The 18,526-nt window shown below is 73.1% G+C and carries 15 protein-coding genes; 4 read left to right on the top strand and 11 right to left on the bottom strand.

The genetic code is table 11. The features are described from left to right. Positions 1-14: 14 nt before the first annotated feature. The 7 genes from ACFWVC_RS07205 to ACFWVC_RS07175 form a co-directional block, all read right to left on the bottom strand. Positions 15-1,781: an asparagine synthetase B family protein gene (locus ACFWVC_RS07205; protein WP_384279803.1), complete on the bottom strand. Its 1,767-nt coding sequence runs from the start codon at positions 1,779-1,781 to the stop codon at positions 15-17. Positions 1,782-1,844: 63 nt separating this feature from the next. Continuing rightward, positions 1,845-2,369: a hypothetical protein gene (locus ACFWVC_RS07200; protein WP_384279800.1), complete on the bottom strand. Its 525-nt coding sequence runs from the start codon at positions 2,367-2,369 to the stop codon at positions 1,845-1,847. A 64-nt stretch (positions 2,370-2,433) separates the two neighbouring features. Beyond that, positions 2,434-3,279 carry a hypothetical protein gene (locus ACFWVC_RS07195; protein WP_384279796.1) on the bottom strand — a complete coding sequence of 282 codons (846 nt, stop codon included), beginning with the start codon at positions 3,277-3,279 and terminating at the stop codon, positions 2,434-2,436. 1 nt (position 3,280) lies between these two features. Continuing rightward, positions 3,281-4,387: a hypothetical protein gene (locus ACFWVC_RS07190; protein ID WP_384279792.1), complete on the bottom strand. Its 1,107-nt coding sequence runs from the start codon at positions 4,385-4,387 to the stop codon at positions 3,281-3,283. Beyond that, positions 4,384-5,445, bottom strand: a complete 1,062-nt coding sequence (locus ACFWVC_RS07185) for a hypothetical protein (protein WP_384279789.1) — start codon at positions 5,443-5,445, stop codon at positions 4,384-4,386. The genes ACFWVC_RS07190 and ACFWVC_RS07185 overlap by 4 nt, the downstream gene beginning before the upstream one ends. Further along, positions 5,442-6,104, bottom strand: a complete 663-nt coding sequence (locus tag ACFWVC_RS07180) for a cupin domain-containing protein (RefSeq protein WP_384279786.1) — start codon at positions 6,102-6,104, stop codon at positions 5,442-5,444. The genes ACFWVC_RS07185 and ACFWVC_RS07180 overlap by 4 nt, the downstream gene beginning before the upstream one ends. A 293-nt stretch (positions 6,105-6,397) precedes the next feature. Then, positions 6,398-7,195, bottom strand: coding sequence for an inositol monophosphatase family protein (locus tag ACFWVC_RS07175; RefSeq protein ID WP_384279781.1), 798 nt, complete (start codon positions 7,193-7,195; stop codon positions 6,398-6,400). Positions 7,196-7,335: 140 nt separating this feature from the next. Here ACFWVC_RS07175 and ACFWVC_RS07170 point away from each other — a divergent pair, with 140 nt between their 5' ends. After that, on the top strand, positions 7,336-8,964 hold the full coding sequence (locus ACFWVC_RS07170) for a hypothetical protein (RefSeq protein WP_384279777.1): 1,629 nt from the start codon (positions 7,336-7,338) through the stop codon (positions 8,962-8,964). Between the two features lie 91 nt (positions 8,965-9,055). Here ACFWVC_RS07170 and ACFWVC_RS07165 read toward each other — a convergent pair whose 3' ends face one another. Beyond that, positions 9,056-12,067 (bottom strand): AAA family ATPase, encoded by a 3,012-nt coding sequence (locus ACFWVC_RS07165; RefSeq protein WP_384279774.1) that lies wholly within the window; start codon positions 12,065-12,067, stop codon positions 9,056-9,058. Between the two features lie 262 nt (positions 12,068-12,329). Here ACFWVC_RS07165 and ACFWVC_RS07160 point away from each other — a divergent pair, with 262 nt between their 5' ends. Continuing rightward, entirely contained in the window at positions 12,330-13,316 is a 987-nt protein-coding gene (locus tag ACFWVC_RS07160; protein ID WP_384279771.1) for an endonuclease/exonuclease/phosphatase family protein, read from the top strand. Here ACFWVC_RS07160 and ACFWVC_RS07155 read toward each other — a convergent pair. Beyond that, on the bottom strand, positions 13,303-13,908 hold the full coding sequence (locus ACFWVC_RS07155; protein WP_384279766.1) for a TetR family transcriptional regulator: 606 nt from the start codon (positions 13,906-13,908) through the stop codon (positions 13,303-13,305). The two genes, ACFWVC_RS07160 and ACFWVC_RS07155, sit on opposite strands and share 14 nt — an antisense overlap. Positions 13,909-14,043: 135 nt before the next feature. Between ACFWVC_RS07155 and ACFWVC_RS07150 the strand changes: the two genes are divergently transcribed. Continuing rightward, positions 14,044-15,051 (top strand): aldo/keto reductase, encoded by a 1,008-nt coding sequence (locus ACFWVC_RS07150; RefSeq protein WP_384279761.1) that lies wholly within the window; start codon positions 14,044-14,046, stop codon positions 15,049-15,051. 61 nt (positions 15,052-15,112) lie between these two features. On the opposite strand, the gene ACFWVC_RS07145 is transcribed toward ACFWVC_RS07150, so the two are convergent. Together ACFWVC_RS07145 and ACFWVC_RS07140 are read right to left on the bottom strand one after the other, a co-directional pair. Continuing rightward, a complete protein-coding gene (locus ACFWVC_RS07145) occupies positions 15,113-15,646 on the bottom strand; it encodes a kinase (RefSeq protein ID WP_384280123.1) in 534 nt (177 codons plus the stop codon). 154 nt (positions 15,647-15,800) lie between these two features. Next, positions 15,801-17,087: an MFS transporter gene (locus ACFWVC_RS07140; protein ID WP_384279757.1), complete on the bottom strand. Its 1,287-nt coding sequence runs from the start codon at positions 17,085-17,087 to the stop codon at positions 15,801-15,803. 289 nt (positions 17,088-17,376) lie between these two features. Here ACFWVC_RS07140 and ACFWVC_RS07135 point away from each other — a divergent pair, with 289 nt between their 5' ends. Beyond that, positions 17,377-18,381, top strand: coding sequence for a LacI family DNA-binding transcriptional regulator (locus ACFWVC_RS07135; protein ID WP_384279754.1), 1,005 nt, complete (start codon positions 17,377-17,379; stop codon positions 18,379-18,381). Positions 18,382-18,526 lie beyond the last annotated feature (145 nt).

The following is an 18,526-nucleotide window of genomic DNA, read 5'->3' as shown; positions in this document are numbered from 1 at the left end:
CGTCGTCGATCCGTTCACAGTCCGTACGCCCGCAGCCACAGCTCCAGCGTGAGCACCAGCCACAGCTTGCCGCCCTGCCGGGGCAGCAGCGTTCCCTCGCCGCGCATCCAGGTGCGTACGGTGTCGGGCCGGAACAGGCCCCGTTGCCGGGCGGCGCGGCCGAGCAGCAGATCACCGCCCAGTTCGCGCAGCGGCCCGCTCAGCCATTGCTGCACCGGCACCCGCATGCCGCTCTTGGGCCGGTCCACGACGGTGGCGGGAAGCAGGTCCCTTACGGCTTCCTTGAGTACCCATTTCTCCGCCGTGCCCCGGAGTTTGAGCTCGGGCGTGGTGGCGAAGGCATGGTCGATCACCCGCCGGTCGAAGAGCGGGGCACGGCCCTGGAGGCCCTGCGAGGCGGTGAGCCGTTCGACCTTGGTGAGGATGTGGTGGGCGCCCTTGGTGCGCAGATTGCAGTGGAGCAGCTGGTTGAGGAGGTGGGTCATCCGGTCCGGGCCGGTCAGGTAGGGCTCGACGAAGCGTTGCGGGGCGGGTGCGGTCTCCAGGGCGGACAGCGCGTCGGCGGTCAGCAGGTCAGGGAGGTCGGTCCAGCACTTGCGGTACGAACGCAGGTAGGCCGTCGCCCGGTCCTCGTACCAGGGTGCCTCGCGCGCTCCCGGAGCCCCGGCGTGCATCTCCTGGACCAGCATCGGGAGGTTCTTCGGCCCGCCGAACACCGGGTCCCCGCCTTCCCCGTTGAGGACGGTGCCGAGCCCGTCCCCCGCGACGGCCTCGGCGAGCAGCAGGTTCGGCACGGTCAGTGGGTCGCCGACCGGGCTGTCGAGCAGGGCGGCCGTGTCGGCGAGCCGTGCGGCGACCGCCGTGCCGGAGACCGTCAGCACCCGGTGCCGGGTGTGGCAGTGGGCGGCGACGAGACCCGAGTAGCCCAGTTCGTTGGGGAGTTCGTCGCCGAAGCTGATGGAGTAGGTGTGGACGGCCCGGCCGTGCAGCTTCGCGGCGAGAGCGGTGACGAGCGAGCTGTCTACCCCGCCGGAGAGCAGGACGCCGACCGCCTCCGCCTCGGGCAGCCGCCGTGCCGTGGCCTCTTCGAGCAGGGTGCGCAGGGTCAGGACGTGGTCGCCGGGTCCAGCCGGTTCGTCGAGCCGCTCCCGGGGTTCCCAGTGGACCGTCTCGGTCACCGTCCCGTCGGCCGCCAGGCGCAGCACCCGGCCGGGGAGGACCTCGCGCACGCCTTCCAGCAGCGTCTCGTCGCCGGGCAGATAGGCGAAGGTGAGGAAGGAGCGTACGGCGGACAGGTTCATGCGGGTGCCCAGCGCCGGCCAGCGGCGCAGGGTGCGCAGTGAGGTGGAGGCCGCCCAGGCACCGGCGGCGCGGGCGTAGAAGACGGTGCGGGCGCCGACATGGTCGCGGATCAGCACGAGGTCGGCACCGTCGAGGACGGCGAGCGCGAACATGCCCTCGGCCAGCGCGACGCCCCGTTCGCCGAGCCGGGCCCAGCAGCGCAGCAGCAGCTCGCCGTCACCGGCGCCGGGTGGGGCGGGTGCGCCGTCGGCGGCGAGGGCGGCGAGGAGTTCGGCGCGGTTGTGCAGGGTCACCTCGCCGACGGCGCGCATGCCGTGTGCTTCGAACGGGCCCTCGGCGTGGCCGGGTTCACCCCGCACGAGGGCCAGCCCCGGCGCGATCGCCGGGGAGCCCATCGCCGCGAGGTGAGCGTCGGCCGCACCGGGCCGGCCGTCGGTGTATTCGGTTCCCGACGCGAGACAGACGCAGAAGCGCGCCATCGGTTGGTCCTTTCCTGCTGCCGCGTGGCGGTGCGGGCTACCGGGGCCGCATCGGCCGCGGGCTCAGCCGAAGTCGTCGTCGCTCCAGCCCCCGCCGTCGTCACCCCAGTGCCCGTCGCCCCAGTCGCCTCCGTCCCCTCCGTCGCCTCCGTCCCCTCCGCCGCCCTCTGAGCCGGACGAGCTCTGCGCCTGCCGGCGGAGCTCCTCTTCCTCCTCCGGTGTGAGGTGGAGCGGCGGAAGGTGGGCGGCGGTGACGGCCAGTCCGGTGACACCGAGGCCGACGAGGATCGCCCCCATCCGGCCGCTGAAGGACGTCCGGTTGACCATGAGGGTGTCGCCGTTTCCCCACAGGGTCCGGCCGTAGCCGATGTCCCGCCCGTAGGTCACCGTGCCGTCGGGGAGCACGCGCTTGACGATCCTGTCGCCCAGCATCTCGTCGGTGCCCCTGTAGCCGTACTCGTCCTGCCAGTGCACCTTTCCGTCCGCGCCGCGACGACGCCATTCCTGCCGGCCGTCCTCGTAGGTGCGGTGGACGCTGCGGTCGGCCAGCAGGTCGTCGGTGTAGCCGATTTCGCGTGGGCGGATCATGCGCTGCGGTCCTTCGGTCTGCGGTGTCCGGGCATGCGGTCCTCGGGTCGGGTTCGGGGTCGGTTCATGCGTCGGGCCAGGTCAGGAAACCGGCGGTCCGCAGTTCGCGCAGCTCGCCCCAGACGGAGTGACGGGGCGGCCGCGGCCCGCGGGTGAGCCGCAGTACGGCGCGCAGGAGCCGGGCCGGGGGCACCGCGGCGACTTCGGCGAACCGGCCCGCGGCCAGCCAGCCGGCCTCCGCGGGCCTCAGCCCCGGCGGCAGCGGTCCGAGCGGCACCGGGCCGGGCCTTCGCCCGGACACCAGCCGCAGCGCCTGGGCGTGCCGGGGCACCAGCCCGAGCGAGGCGACCCGGACGGACGCCGCGCCCATCGCCTCGCGCACCCGGGCGGGCAGGGCGATCCCGGCGGGGCTCGCGTCGTGCAGGACGTGCACCGTGGCGCCTTCGGCCCGCTCCAGCGCCGACACGAGCCGGGAGTCGAGCGGCAGATCGTCCTCGGCGCTCAGGACGGGACAGCCGGCCTCCAGGTGCACCTGGTTGGCCAGCAGCATCCGGGCGATGGAACGGTCCTGGCAGATCAGCAGCCGGGGCAGTCCGTAGGCGTACAGGTCCGGCTCGCGTCCCGGTCCGCCGATGGTCGCGCCGGCAGTGGCGGGGGCGGGGGTGGGGAGCAGTCCTGCGGGCTCGATGCCGCGCAGCACCTCGGTGAACCGGGAGAGCCGCAGGGGCGGGGCCGGGCTGTACGGGATACGCCGCACCGGCGCGGGCGTCGGGCGCAGGACGCGGCAGGTCTCGTAGTACAGCTGCCGCTCGGTGAAGCGCAGGCCCCCGGGCGCCGCGGCACGCCGTGCGGCGACGGTGAGCGCCCGTTCCAGCAGCAGCCGGCCGGTCCGGCCCATGGACTCCGGCATGTCAGCTCCCGTCATTCGGCGCCGGTTCTGCGGGCTGCGGCCAGCTCATGAAGCCGACCTCGGCGGCGTCCCGCCGCTCCCTGTCCGTCGTGCTGCGGGCCTCCTGCACGGCCCGCACGATCGCCGACTCCAGCAGGGCGGGGGGAACCGCGGCGAGAGGGCTCTCCCAGCCCTTCACCAGCCATGCGGCTTCCGCCGCCGCGACGCGGGTCAGCTCCCGCAGCCAGTCCGCCTCCCCCCAGCGCACGTCGGCGGGCGGTTCCTTGTAGAGCCTCACGGCCTTGTCGTTGCCGAGGACCGCCCGCACCGGCAGGCCCGCGTCGACGACCACCCGCCCGGGGTGGTTCGCCCGGACGTCGGCGACCAGTTGGAGGCCTCTCGCGCTCGCGTCGTGCAGCACCACCACGGGCCCGGTCGCGGACAGGTCCTCGAGCCCGGCGGCGAGGGCCAGGTCCAGCCCGTCCGCGAGTCCGTTGATCTCCACGAAGACGCGGACGGCGTGGTCCGGGCAGAGCAGCTCGACGGCCTCCGCCGCCGGGCCCCCGCCGGTGTCCCGGTCCGTGCCGGCGGGAGTCTCCCGGTACTGCCGATCGTCCACGATCCCGGGCGGCAGGCTGCCGTACACCTCCACCCACCGCCCGCACATCATGGCCCGGAAGCTGCCGGGTTCGGGCGTCAGAGAGGACCCGGCGGGATGTCCGGGCCGGTAGGGATCGCCCTTCGCCACCGCGTACAGCAGGGCGGCCGCACAGGCACCCGCGAACCAGATGAGGCCGCCCAGGGCCAGGCGGTGCACAAAGGCGGCCAGTACCACGAGCCCGATGACGAGGACCACGCCGACGAAGCGCGCGATCCACTGCGGGCGTCCGCGCGGCGGGACGGCCGTCCAGCTCGTGTTGGCGGTCCGGGCCAGGTAACCGAGCTGGGTGAGGGTGACCCGCCGGCGGCCTCCGTCGGTGGCGCTCCGGGCGACGCGCCGGATGCGCGCGTCGTGCATGCCCCGGCCGTTGACCTTGGGGTCCAGGGCGAACGCGCGCCCGCAGCGCGAGCACACGCCGCCCGTGCGTTCCTTGCCCAGCAGGGAGGCCCGGCAGTGGGGACAGATCATCCGCTCTCCTCGGGCCAGGTCATGAAGCCGGCGGCAGCGGCCCGCTGCCACTGCGGATCGACCGCCGCGCCGGCCCGTTCCACGGCCCGGGCGACGACGGCCAGCAGTTTGGCGGGCGGCACCGCGACGAGCGGGAACCCCCAGCCCCGGCGCAGCCACTTCAGTTGGCGGGGGCTGAACCTCCCGCTCTCCATGAGCGCCTGCATGACGTGCGGCGCGGGCCGCTTCCCTCGCATGGGTACGGCGCGCGAGGGACCGTCCACGGCGCTGAGCGGCAGGCCGATGTCGATGACCCACCGCCCCGGCAGCGCGGTGCGGATGAGGTCGGCGAGCAGCAGGCCGTGGGCGTCGGCGTCGTGGAGCACCAGTACGGGCCGGGGACCGGTTTCACCGGGCGGGGTGGACACCTGCTCGGGGTCGGTGGCGAGGGTGAGCCCGTAGCGGCTGGTCAGGCCCACCGCGTCGAGGAAGACGGCGATGGAGCGGTCGGGGCAGACGAGGACGAGTCCGCGCGAGGGTGGTTCCCCGGGTGCCCGGCGGTGCTCCTCGCGGGCGCCCGGGGCGAACGGATAGCGGCTCTCGTCGATCACCCCGATGGGCAGCGCGCCGTAGACGCTCCGCCATTCCCGCAGCGGACCGCTGAGGAAGGCGTCCCGGCTGAGCCGTGACCGGCCCCGCCCCACTCCCCTCACGCGCGCGACCACGAAGCCGAACGCCGCGAGCAGCGACAGACCGCCGATGACCCGGTAGGGGACCAAGCCCGCTTCCAGCCCGACGAACCCGACGACGATGCCGACGAGCGCCAGCATGACGGCGCAGCCCAGCGAGCCCTTGGTGCCCCGCAGTGACTTGCGGGACGCGGCGTACCACAACTGCCCCGGCACGCAGGGTACTTTGCCCTCCTCGGTGAGACGCAGGACGAGCCGGCGGATCCGGAGGTCGCTGAGTCGCAGCGGGTTGGTCTTGGGGTCCAGGGCGTAGGTACGCCCGCACTTGCTGCAGACGTTGCCCGGCCGCTCCTTGCGCAGCAGCGACTGCTCGCAGTGCGGACAGATCACCGGCGGCCCTCCAGTCCCTGTGCGAGCCGGCGCAGGCGGGCGGCCAGACGTTCCCTACCGGTGGTCGCGGCCGGCCCGCGCAGCCGCTGGGCCCGCTCGATGTCGCGCAGCGCACCGGCGAGGACGCGGTAGTCGGTGGGGGCTAGGGTGCCCGTGTGCGCGCCGGGCGACGTCGTGGTGCGGCATGACGGCTCGGCCGCCCTGCGCTCCGCTTCGGGGGCGGTGATCGCGTAGTCCTCGTGATCGATGCCGTAGCCGGTGTTGGCGGCCAGGATGGTCAGCGCGGTGCTGTCCCGGTTGGCGAAGGAGTGCGGCATCATCTCCGGAATCCGGATCAACTCGCCTGGGGCGAGCAGCACTTCGAAGGCCCGGGCGCGCTCGGTGTCGTACAGGCCGCAGGCCGCGTATCCGAGGCTGAGGACGAAGTGCTCCCCGCCGTGCGCGTGCGGGGTGAAGGCGCTCCGCGGGCCGACGATGCCGAGTTTGACGGTGGCGTTGGAGGGACGCTCGGGGGACGTGGCGGCGTCCCCGATGAGGTAGTGGGCGAACTGCCCGTCGTCGATGAACGGCAGGAGGTCACGCCCTGGTCCGAGCTCCCGGGCACCGTCCCGGTCGGCGAGGACGACGGAGCCGTCGGACCGCGGCCGGTACAGCCGCACGCCGCCCGGCAGTTCCCCCGATTGCCGTCGAACGTCCGCTGCGTTCGATATATCTGACACAGCGTCACGCATGCTGCCGAACAAGCGCGCCTCCCCCAGGTGCCACTCACTTCCGCATGGGCATGGTAGGCCGCCGATCAGGAAGTGACGAGGTTGCGCACGGAGCCAACGGCGGACGCAGGGGCGAACGATGAGTGAACGAGACCCTGGTGACAGGGGTACGGTTCACCAGGCCCCGGCAAAGTGGGCGCCGCGCGGGCGGGCGCGGAATCGGCGTGCCGTGAAGACCGGCCCTAGTTGCGGCTGTCGATCATCGACATCAGCAGCCCGTGGGTCTCGGCGTCGGCGGCCACCACGAGTCCGCGTCCGGCCTGCCCGGCCGGGGCGCCGTCGATCCCCGTGACCACGCAGCCGGCGGCGCGGCACACGGCGATGCCCGCGGCGAAGTGCACGCTCCCGGACAGGTCGCCGCCATCGGTGACGTACGCGGCGCGCTTGCCGGCGGCGACCCAGGCCAGCGCCAGCGTCGTGGACACGACCCGCGGCCGGAACCGCTCGGCGAACACGGGGTGGGCCGGCAGGTCCACGGCCCGGAATCCGGGCGCGCTCGGAAACGGCGGATCCAGGTTGACGTCGACCAGCCCGGTCGCGGCCGTGGGCGCCAACCGCGTGTCGGCGCCGTCGTGCCGCACCCAGGCGGTCTCGCCGTCGGTGAAGAAGACCTCACCGCTGAACGGGTCGGCCACCGCGGCGGCGCCGTCGCGCAGCGCCACGTTGACCGCCACCAGCATGTTGCCGACGGCGTAGTTGAGCGTGCCGCACAGGGGATCGACCAGCCACTGACGCGCGGCGCCGGCCGCGCCCTGCCGGCCGCCCTCCTCACCGAGCACCGCGTCCCCGGGCCGGGCGGAGCGGATGACGCCGAGGATCGCCTGCTCCGCCGCCACGTCGGCGGCGGTGGCGAAGTCCCCCGCGCCCTTGTCGATGCGGGTGAGCCGCCGGCCGTACATGCCGCGCACCACGTCCGCGCCGGCACACGCCGCGGCGATCGCGACCTCCGCATCGTCCGGGTTCGCCTGCGAGTCGATCACGACCCGCAGGCTACCGGGCCTACCGGACTCCCTGCGGTCATCGGCCCGATTCCGCCCTCGAACCCACTGTCGAGGCGGGACTGTCGTCCGTACACTGACAAGTTGAAGGCATTCGGGCATTGTCGACGGGGGGAACCGCCATGTCCGAGGAACAGCAGGGCAATCCGTACGGCAACCCCTACGGCAATCCGTACGGCAACCCGCACCACAACCCGCCCAGCAATCCGTACGGGTTCGTGATCCCGCCCATGCCCTCCGCCCCGCCGCCCCCGCCCTCCGTGCCACCGGACGGACTCCGGGCCTTGGCCGTGGCCCTGCTCAACCTCAGTGGTCTCGGCCTCGGTTACGCCCTGGTGCGGCGCTGGGGCCTGATGGTCGCGTGCTGGCTCGCCACCGGCGTCCTGCTCCTGGTGGCGCTGCCGGCCGACCCTGACGGCGCGCCCTCGGGGGTGGTCGTCGCCTACCTCGTCCTCCTCGCGCTCGCGGCGATCCACGGCGCGTTCGCCGGGCTGCGGACCCGGCTGGTGTGGCCCACGGGATCCCCACTGGCGATCGCGCTCGGCCTGGTGCTGCTGGCCGTGCCGGCCGGGGGCGTCGTGCTGTACGACATGGCGCGCGACGAGGCCACCGAGCAGATGCTCCTGGACCGGCTCGACCAGGCCGACCGGCTCGTCCGGGCCGGGGAGGACCGGCCCTTCGGCACGGCGGAGGCCGGCTACCGCAAGGCCCTGCGCGTCTACCGCGACCTCGGAGCCGACCACCCGGACTCCCGGGCCGCCGGCAAGGTGCCCGACCGGCTGAAGACGTACTACGCGACGATCGGCTCCCCCTATGAGCAGAAGGACTACTGCGGCGCGATCCCGGGGCTGACCTACCTGCGCACGGTCCCGGCCACCGTGCAAAAGCGCGAACTCGGCACGCTGGCCGAGTGGCCCGACGACCGTCTGGCCACCTCGCTCTACGAGTGCGGCGCGCAGGGAATGGCCACGGACGCCACCGGCTGGACGGGGCTCTTCGGTGACCTCCTGACCACCTTCCCCGACTCGGCGCAGGCGGCGAAGGTCGCACCGGCCGTGGGCTCGGCCGTCACCAAGGCCGCGAAGGCCGTGCGGGGCTCGGACCCCTGCAAGGCCGTGGAGCGGCTGCGCGCCCTCGGCACCCAGGTGGGGGACCTGAACGGCGGCAAGGCGGACGTGGCCGAAGCCATCTCCAGGCACGCCGACCGGGCCGGGAGGACCGCCGACTCGGGCACGTACACCTGCGGGGTCGACCAGTACAAGGACGGCGACTTCGACGAGGCGCAGCAGACGATGAACAAGTTCGTCGCCGACAACAAGAGGGACAAGCGCCGGGCGCTGGCCCGCAAGTTCGCGATAGCGGCGGAGGTCGCGAGCGAGGTGCCCGCGGCGGGCAAGCGCCTGCCCACCCTGGCTTCCGGCGGAAGCATCTCCGTCACGATCAAGAACGACAGCCCGCACCCCGTCACGGTCTACTACACCGGCCCGGTGACCGGAAGCCTCACGCTCGGCGCCTGCGGCAGCTGCACCACGTACTCCCTGCTGGAGCCCAGTCTGCTGGGGTTCAAGCCCTGCCGGAACACTTCGCGGAACTACCCGCAGCGGACCATCAGGCTGCCCGTCGGCACCACGTACTTCCTGCACAAGCCCAATGCGGGCGTCGGCACGACTCCCGCGACCGACACCGTCAAGCTCAGCCCCGGCTACATCTACACCGAGTGCGCCTACACGACGAAGGCTTTCGGCTTCTGACCGCGGCTTCTGACCGCGGCTTCTGACCGCGGCTTCTGACCGCGGCTTCTGACGGGCCGTCACCGGTGCGCGGTTCCCGCCCCCGCCCGTGTCACAAGGGTGTGGAGAGCCCGTGCCGGTAGGCGATGGCCGCGGCTTCGGTGCGGCCGGAGGCGCCGAGCTTGGCGAGGATGCTGGAGACGTGGGTGCTCGTGGTCTTCTGCGAGATGAACAGCTCTTCGGCGATGCGGCGGTTGGTGTAGCCGAGGGCCACCAGCTCCAGCACCTCGGACTCGCGCGGGGTGAGCCCGAAGGAGGGCGGCCCGCCGGCGCGTGCGGTCGCGGTCTCCTCTTGTCTCGGGAGACCGACCGGGCCCGTCAACCGCCCGATGTCGGAGAGGAGAAGGCCGGCGCCGAGCCGGGTGGCGAGGGCATGCGCGCGGGTCAGCCGGTCGTGTGCCTCGGCCTGCCGTTGCCGGTCGGCGAGCAGGGCGCGCCCCTCGCCGAGAAGGGCCCAGGCCGACTCGTAGGCGCGTTCGGTCTGCTCGAAGGCGGCGACGGCGGCGGACCACGGGCCCGGGTCGTCGTCTCCCTCCGCATGCCGCAACTCGGCCTCCAGCAAGTGCGCGTAGGCGAGCGAGACCGGCAGGACGGCCTGCTGCCGTGCGGCGGCGCGGCGCAGTGCGGCGAGGACCTCGGGAGAGCCCCCGGCGGACGTGGAGCGGCGCGCCGCGCCCTCGATGGCCGCGGCGGTGCAGAGCATGGGCAGCGACCAGCGGACGGGACCGTCCGTCAGGCCGGCCTCCTCGGCACGCAGGAACTCCGCACGGGCATCGGCGAGACGGCCCTGCCGTGCCGCGATCTCCATCGTGCAATGGCCGAGTGCGACGAGGAACTGTGTCTGGAGTTTCTCGGTGCCCCGCAGTTCTTCCGCGGCGTCCAGTTGCGCCGCGGCGGCATCCACCTCTCCGCGCAGCAGCAGCACGACCGCGCGGCGTGCCGCGAACGTCCAGCGGGGCAGGCGGGCGCGGGCCAGGGCGGCCGCTTCGTCGAGTGCCGTGCCGGCCTCCGCCCAGCGGCCCAGGGAGAAGAGGCTGAACGACCGGTTGGAGTGGACCCATGCCTCGCGGTCGGTCAGGCCGAGCGACCGGCACAGCGCGATGCCGTGGTCGGCGGCCGCCAGGGCCTCCGTCGAGCGGCCCATCCCCTCCAGGACCGACGGCAGGTTCTGGTTCACGCGGCCCACGATGGTGAGTTCGCCCAGTTCCTCGGCCCGCCGCCGGACGGCGTACAGCTCGTCGACGACGCTGCCGCAGGTGTCGGTGCCGGCGTCCAGCAGGCAGCGGGTGAGGCGGGCGTGCAGCGCCAGTTCCTCGGCACCGGCGCGGGTCGCGTACTCCACGGCCTCTTCGGCGTCGGCGCGGCTGGCGGGCCCGGGGCGGTGCATGGCGCCCCAGTTGGCGACGCGTACCAGGACCTCGGCCCCGACGACCGACGGCGGCAGTGCCGCGACCAGTTTCCGCGCGGTCTGCACCTCCTGCCAGCCGTCTCCGCGGCTCAGCCCTTCGACGAGTCGCGAACGCTGCGTCCAGAACCACGCGGCGTACAGCGGGTACTCCCCCTTCGCCGCCGAGAGGTCCCGCAGCGCGGTGTCGACCAGGCACAGCGCCTTCTCGAAGTCACCGCTGTGCATGGCCGCGAAGGTGGCGGTGGCGAGCAGGTGCTGATGGCAGGGCGCCTCATCGCCGTCCGCACCCGGCCCGCCGCACGGGTACGTCTCCGGGAACCGCAGCGCGGGCAGGGCCGCACGGGCCTGCGCCGGCACCCGGTCCCACAGGAGCAGGGCACGATCCAGCAGCCACAGCTGATCCGCGTAGGCACACCGTTCCCGTGCCTCCTCGGCCGCCGCGACACTCATGTGCAACGCCTTCACGTCGTCTTGGGCCGCGTGCCAGTGCCGGGCGAGGCGGCCGGTCAGCTCCTCGGCCCGGACGAGTGAGGGGTCCGCCTCAAGCGCCTCGCCGTACCGACGGTTGATCAGGGCCTGCTCGCCGGGCAGCAGCGTCGCACCGACCGCTTCCCGCACCAGCGAGTGCCGGAACCGGTAGTTGGTGCCGTTCGGTTCGGGGACGAGGATCTGGGCCAGCACCGCTGCGCGCAGCGCGTCGATCAGTACGTCCTCGGGCAGGCCCGCCACGGCCTTCAGCAACGGGTACTCGATCACGGCACCGCCCTGGGCGGCCGTGCGCACGACCCGCTGGCTCTCCTCGGGCAGCGACTCCAGCCGGGTCAGCAGTACGTCCCGCAGATCCTCCAGCCCGGTGCCGACGTGGTCGCGGTGGGCGCGGGCGAGCTCCTCGACGAAGAAGGCGTTGCCGTCGGAGCGGGCGAAGATGTCGTCGACGACACCCGGGTCCGGCGGGGCCCCGAGGATGCCCGTGAGCTGCCCGGTCACCTCGCCGCGGGTGAACCGGGACAGATCCACGCGGCACACCGACCGGAGCCGGTCCAGCTCCGCGAGCAGCGGGCGCAGCGGGTGCCCGCGACGGACGTCGTCGGATCGGTAGGTCCCCACGATCAGGAGCTTGCCGGTGCGGCGGGTGCGGAACAGGAAGCCCAGCAGATCGCGGGTGGACGCGTCCGCCCAGTGCAGGTCCTCGATGACCAGCACCACCGGCCGCTCCGACGCCAGGCGCTCCAGGATGCGGGTGATCAGGGCGAACAGCCGCGTCACGTCGTTGTCCCGGTGCACGGCGGGTGCCGGGAGGTCCGAGTCCGGCAGGACCCGCGCGAGCAGGGCCTCCTGGCCGGCGCTCGCCGCGCGCACCTCGTCCTGGAACCGCCGCCACAGGGTCCGCAGCACCTCGGAGAACGGCGCGAAGGGGAAGCCGTCGCCCCCGGCCTCGATGCACCCGCCGGACGCGACGACGGCCTGCCCGGGCTCGAGCGCCCTCAGCAGTTCCTCGACCAGCCGCGTCTTGCCGACACCCGCCTCTCCGCGCAGGAGCACGGCCTGGGAGTCACCGCCCTCCGCGGCACGGGCGGCCCGCACCAACTCGGCCAGCTCGACCTCCCGGCCCACGAAGACGGGGCTGACGGGGGTGCGTGCCGTGGTGGGGTTCATCCAGTCCATGTGGGGTGGTGATCGTGCCTGCGACGTGCCGGGGACGGCGCGGCGCGAGTGCGAACCGCGGGGGTCGTGCGGGGCGTGAGAGTCGTGAGGGTCGTCCTGTCCTGTCCCCCTCACGATACCAATGGCCCGGCCGGGCTTCGGCGGCCCCGGATGCGCGTCCCGCGCGGCAACTGATCCGCCCGGCGGCTCGTCCTGAGGGGTGAGATCACGAGGACGGGCGACCACAGTGGAACCGGCACGGGCGGACGAAGCCATGACATCGACGGTGAAGGCGGCAGGGGACGCGAACGGGGCGGCCGGCAGCCGGTCGGCCTGGGCACGGGGGCGAGTGGTCGCCGTGCTCGGGATACTGCTGGGCGGCCTGCTGATCGGTCATCGAGCCGTCCCCAACTCCGCAGGAAACCTGGGCAGTCTGCTGGAGTCGTTCCTGCCATGGCTCGGCCTGGGGGTCGTGGTGCTCCTCTGTGCGGCGCTGCTGCGCCGTTCGGCGACCGCGCTGGTGGCCCTGTCGCTGCCGACGGCCGCCTGGACCTGCCTGTTCGGCGGGCTGCTCCTGCCCGGGGCGACGTCCGGCGCGCACGACCTGGTCGTGGTGCAGCACAACGTCAGCGACGAGAACGCCGACCCGGCGGCCACCGCCACGGCCCTGGCCGGCGCCGAGCCCGATCTCATCGCGCTGGAGGAGCTGACGCCCCCGGCGCTTCCGGCCTACGAGAGGGCCCTCGCCCACGAATACCCGCACCACGCGGTCCGGGGCACCGTCGGGCTCTGGTCGAAGCATCCGCTGACCGGCACGCGAGCGCTGGACATCAAACCCCAGGGGATCACCGAGGACTGGAATCGCGGTCTGCGGACGGTGGTCGGCACACCGCGGGGCCGGATCGCGGTGTACGTCGCGCATCTGCCCTCGGTCCGCCTCCGCGCGAGCGGCCTCGCGTCCTCCTGGCGTGATGAGAGTGCGGGCCTGCTGGGCAAGGCCGTCGCCGACGAGGAACTCAGCGAGGCCGTCCTGCTCGGCGACCTCAACGGCACGGTCGACGACCGTGAACTGGCGCCACTGACAACGCGGATGAACGTCGCGGAACGGGGCTTCGCCCTCAGCTATCCGGCCGCCTTCCCGATGGCCCGCATCGACCAGGTCATGGCCCGCGCGGGAACCGTCGGCCACATCCGCACCCTGCCGGCCACCGGCAGCGACCACCTGCCGGTCCTCGCCCGCGTCACGTTCACTCGGCCGTAGGGCCTCCCGCGGGGGCGCCCGGCGCGTTCGCCACCGCGTCGAGTGCGGCGTGCAGATAGGGGATCAGCCGCTCCACGTCGGGGCTGTTGAGCGCGGTGTGGCCCAGTACGAGACGGCTGAGCAGGACGCCCGAGCAGATGGCGACCAGTACGGCGGCGCGGCCGGTGGCGTCGTCGTCGCCGGGCAGTGCCGCGGCCAGCCGGCGCTGGTAGTTGCGTTCGATGCTGTCCCGCATGATGGCCGACGCCCGCGGGTTGGAGGCGGACCGCAGGGTGAGCAGCAGGCCGTCGGACGCGGCTTTGTCCATGCCGGTGAGCAGCGCCCGGGCCGCGTCCGCGTTGTGCTCGGGCGTCATCATGAGGGACTTCTCGTAGGCCAGGTCGACGACCTCGGCGAACAGTCCCTCCTTCGAGCCGAAGTAGCGGCTGATCAACCGGGTGTCCACGTCGGCCGCGCGGGCGATCTCGCGCACGCCCGCGCCGTCGTAGCCGCGCTCGGTGAACACCTCGCGGGCGGCGCGGAGGATGGCCGCCCGGGTCGCCGCGGCGTCCCTGCGGCGGACGGCGGCAGGGGGCTGGTCGTCCAAGGTCATGGTGACCAGATTACGAGGTCGTCCCCGCCCGCGCGGGACCCGCACTTCACATGTCCGCACCTGTGGACTTATAATGTCCACAGTCGTGGACATACCTGTCCGCGGCACGCCCGACACGTACGACGAAGGTTGCGCATGTCCATTCCCCAGCGCCCCCTCGGCTCCGGCGGCCTGACCGTCGGCGCCATCGGCTACGGAGCGATGAGCTTCGGCCGCCCCTACGGACAGAGCGAGGAGCACGCCACCGGCGGCAGCGCCGACGCCCTGATCGGCCGCGCCGTCGAGCTCGGCGTCACCCTCATCGACACCGCCGACATCTACGCCGGCAGCGAGGAGATCATCGGAAAAGCCATCGCCGGACGCCGCGACCAGGTGACCGTCGCGACCAAGTTCGGCATCGTGCGGCCGGTGACCGCCGACGGACCGCCGGTCATCAGCGGCCGGCCCGAGTACGTCCGCGAGCGCATCGAACGCTCCCTGACCAGGCTCGGCACCGACCACGTCGACCTGTACTACCAGCACCGCGTCGACCCCGACGTCCCCATCGAGGAGACCGTCGGCGCCATGGCCGCGCTCGTGGCGGAGGGCAAGGTCCGCCACCTCGGCCTGAGCGAGGCCGCGCCCGACACGATCCGCCGCGCCCACGCCGTGCACCCGATCAGCGCGGTCCAGACCGAGTGGTCGCTGTGGTCCCGCGACATCGAGCACGAGGTCTTCCCGCTCTGCCGCGAACTGGGCATCGGCGTCGTCCCCTACAGCCCGCTGGGGCGCGGCATGCTCACCGGACGGATCACCTCGCGCGAGGACCTGCCCGCCGACGACTACCGCCGCAAGATGCCCCGCTTCTCACAGGATGCCTTCAACGCGAACCTCGCCGCCGTCGAGACCGTACGGGAGATCGCCGGGGCCCACGACGCCGCACCCGGCCAGGTCGCCCTCGCGTGGCTCCTCGCCAAGGCCCCCGGAGTCGTCCCGATCCCCGGCACCCTGCACGTCTCCCGCCTGGAGGAGAACACCGCGGCCGCCGGACTCAGCCTCGCCGACGAGGAGATCGCCCGCCTCGACGCCCTCCCGGTCACCGGCGAGCGCGAGACCGAGATGGGCCACAACTGGTCCTACGGCGTCACGCCTCCCCGGAGCTGACGCCGGTCCGCCGCCTCCCGGTCCCGGCCGCCGCGCGGCGGCCGGGACCCGGGCCCCACCGTCAGGCCTCGAGCGCGGGAAGACCGGCCAGGCCGCTGTCGAGCATGATGCGCTCGACGGTGGCGTCGAGGGCGCTGCCGGCGTCGACGACGGTCTCGACGCCGCCGGGCAGGAGGTCGAGCGGCCGGTACCAGGACCGCAGCATGTCCGTCGGCACGTCGGCGGCGATCGGCTTGGTCGCGTGCCGGGCGAGCGTCTCCTCGAACGGGACGTCGAAGTAGTAGCCGTGGGTCGGGCCACGATGCTCGTCGCGGAGCCGGGCGAGCATGGCGCCGTAATGATCGGCGTAGAGGATGCCTTCGAGGACGACGTGGAACCCGACGTCCAGTGCGTAACGGGCCGTCAGGTCGATCAGCCCGATGTTCGCCGCGCCGGGCCGGTCGCGGTCGCGCAGGACGACCCGGCGCAGGTTGTCCTGCCCGACCAGGGCCACGCCCCGGCCGAACCTCTCACGAATGCCGGCCGCGACGCTCGACTTCCCCGAGGCGCTGTTGCCGCGCAGGATCACGAGCCGGGTCTCTTCGGTGCCCACCATCACGACGGTCACGCTAGCGGCAGGCACCGACACCTCCCCTCAGCGCGCGCCGGTCCTGGCGGGGTTCACCCGCCGTGCAACATCCTTTCGAGTGGCGTCGGTTCCTCGTTCGGGTCGGTGACGACCGGGGCCGGCGTCACCGCCGGCCCCGGCCTCAGCCGGCCGCGCCCGCGGACTCGGCGGCGGCGCCGCCGGGTTCACGCCAGGTGATCGAGCCCGCCCGCGGCGCCTGTCGCACGGCCCGGTTGGCCGTGGTGAGGACGGCCAGCGCGAGGAGCCATGCCCCGCAGACCCAGACCAGGGGCTTGGCGCCCAGCGTGGTGATGAGCACGCCGCCCGCGAGTGTGCCGACCGACAGGGCCCCCGTGGTCAGCGTCGCGGTCGCACTGGTCGTCCGGCCCCGCAACTCATCCGGGGTGATGCTCAATTGATGGGTCGTCATGGCCACCGTGTACACCGGTGCCACCAGTGACTCGGCGGCCGCGACCGCCGCCAGCAGCATCGGGTGAGGCGCCAGCGCGTACAGCGGGAACATCAGCGCCTCCAACCACAGCATCACGATGGCGATCCGGCCCAGCGGGAAGCGCCGCGTGACCCGGTCCGCCACCAGCGCCCCCGCCATCGCGCCGACGGCCGCGCCGCCGAAGACGACGCCGATCCACACCGCCGAGGAGCCGAGCTGCTGCGCGAGCGTGATGATCAGCAGATAGCCGGCGCCGTAACGCACCTTGTCGGCGGCCGACACGAGGGTGAGGAAACGGATGACGGGCCGGCGCCAGAGCCAGCCGAGCCCCTCCCGGATCTCGGTGGTGAGCCGGGCCGCGGGCCGCGCGCTCCGCCGGTCCGTCTGGAACCGGACGCGCATCAGCCGCAGCGACGCGGCGGACACCGCGAAGGAGACCGCGTTGACGGCGAACGGCACGGTCCGTCCGGCGGCGTAGAGCGCACCGGCGAGCGGGGCCCCGAATACGCCGACCGCGCCGACCGCGGACTGCTGGTAGCCCAGTGCGGTGGACAGCTCCCGGGGATCGACCACATTGGGCAGCGCCGCGGTGCTCGCGACCTGGAAGAGCGTGCTCAGGACCCCGGTGAGCAGGGCCGTCGCGTACAGCTGCGGCATGGTCAGCCGGTCCAGCCACAGCGCGACGGCGACACCCGCCGTGAGCACGGTCCGGCCGAGTTCGCACACGATCATGGTGAGCCTGCGGTCCCCCCGGTCGACGAGCGCGCCCGCGACCAGTCCGAACGCCAGGAAGGAGAGGGTGCCGAGGCCGAGGACGAATCCGGCCTGGGCGGCCGACCCGGTGAGGGCCAGCACGATCAGCGGCAGGGCCATGAAGTGAGCCTGGTCACCGATGGCGGATATCAGCTGGCCGCTCAGCAGCAGCGAGAAGTCCCGGTTCCGCAGCAGGCCGAAACCACGATGGGTGTAGATGGTCATTACGCTCCGTAACAGCTCTAGGGCACAAGGGTGGCGTCGAAGCTGGTGCCCGAGCTAGGAGACACGGGGCGTGATGGCCATGCGCGGACCGTACCGAGGGCACGGTCGGGGCCGCAATCGAATTCGCCGCGCGCGGCGAGCACGGGCGTCATGCGCGGCGAGCGCGAACGTTCACGTGCACGGAGTCCGAGGTCACACCCCCCGAGCGCGTATCGCCTCGCCATGTGCGGGACAGGCATACTCGGGCCCTGCGGGAGCATCGGCACCCGCTGTCAGCGGGAGGTGCGCGATGGTGTCGTCGTCGGGGACGGAGCCGCGGCGGGTCACGATCCATGACGTCGCCCGGTCCGCCGGGGTGTCGCGGCAGACCGTGTCGCGGGCGCTGAACGACAAGGACGAGATCGAGGGTTCCACCAAACAGCGCGTGCTCGACGCCGCCCGCGCGCTCGGCTACCGGCCGAGCCGGTTCGCCCGCGGGCTGGTACGGCAGGACACCACGACCATCGGGCTGGTGATCCCGGACCTGCTCAACCCGTTCTTCACCGAGGTCGCCGCCGCCGCGCTGGAGGCGGCACGCGCCCGCGGCTGGCACGTCGTGGTCTACGACACGGCCGACCGCCCCGAGGAGGAACTCGGCACCCTGCAGGTGATCGGCGCGCAGGTCGACGCGGTCGTCGGCTACTTCAGCTGCTCCGAGGACACCCTGGAGCGTTTCACCCGGGGCGTCCCGGTGGTGCTGATCGGCCGGCCGCACCACACGGCGCGGTTCACCTCGATCCGAATCGACGGTGAGCAGGGCGTGCACGCCGCGGTCGCGCATCTGGTCGCCCAGGGCCACACGCGGATCGGCATGCTCGACCACGGCGGCCGCACCGAGCCGAGTATCCGCCGGGACTGGTTCACGGCGGCCGCGGCGGCGTACGGGGTCGACGCCGGCATGGTGGTCGGCGCCGACCAGTCGGCCGACGGCGGCGGAGCGGCGCTGGGGACACTGCTCGCCGCCCATCCGGACGTCACCGCGGTCTTCACCTTCAACGACATCATCGCGATCGGCGCCCTGCGCGAGGCCCGCCGGCTCGGCAGGAGCGTCCCGCGGGATCTCGCCGTGATCGGCTTCGACGGCCTGCAGCTCGGCGCGCTCGTCGAACCCCCGCTGTCCAGTGTCGCCCTCGACACACGAAGACTCGGCGCGCTCGCGATCGACCAGGCCGCCCGGCTGCTGACCGGCCTCGACCCGCTGGACGCGGACGCCCTGGTCGTGCGGGCGGAACTTCGGCTGGGCGGGTCCGCGTAACTTGCCCGACATGTGTGTGACCGAATGTCTTGACACCCGACCGCGCCGGAGCGCACACTCTCGAACAATTCAGAACGTTCCCGTGAGCGTTCACGTGAACGCTCACGGGAACGCTCACGAGCACAGAATGCCTGGCTTGCTGATT

It is taken from the genome of Streptomyces sp. NPDC058691, assembly GCF_042714775.1.
Classification (GTDB): Bacteria; Actinomycetota; Actinomycetes; order Streptomycetales; family Streptomycetaceae; genus Actinacidiphila.
Note: the sequence above shows the minus strand (reverse complement) of the source record. Positions and strands in the feature narration are given on the sequence as shown.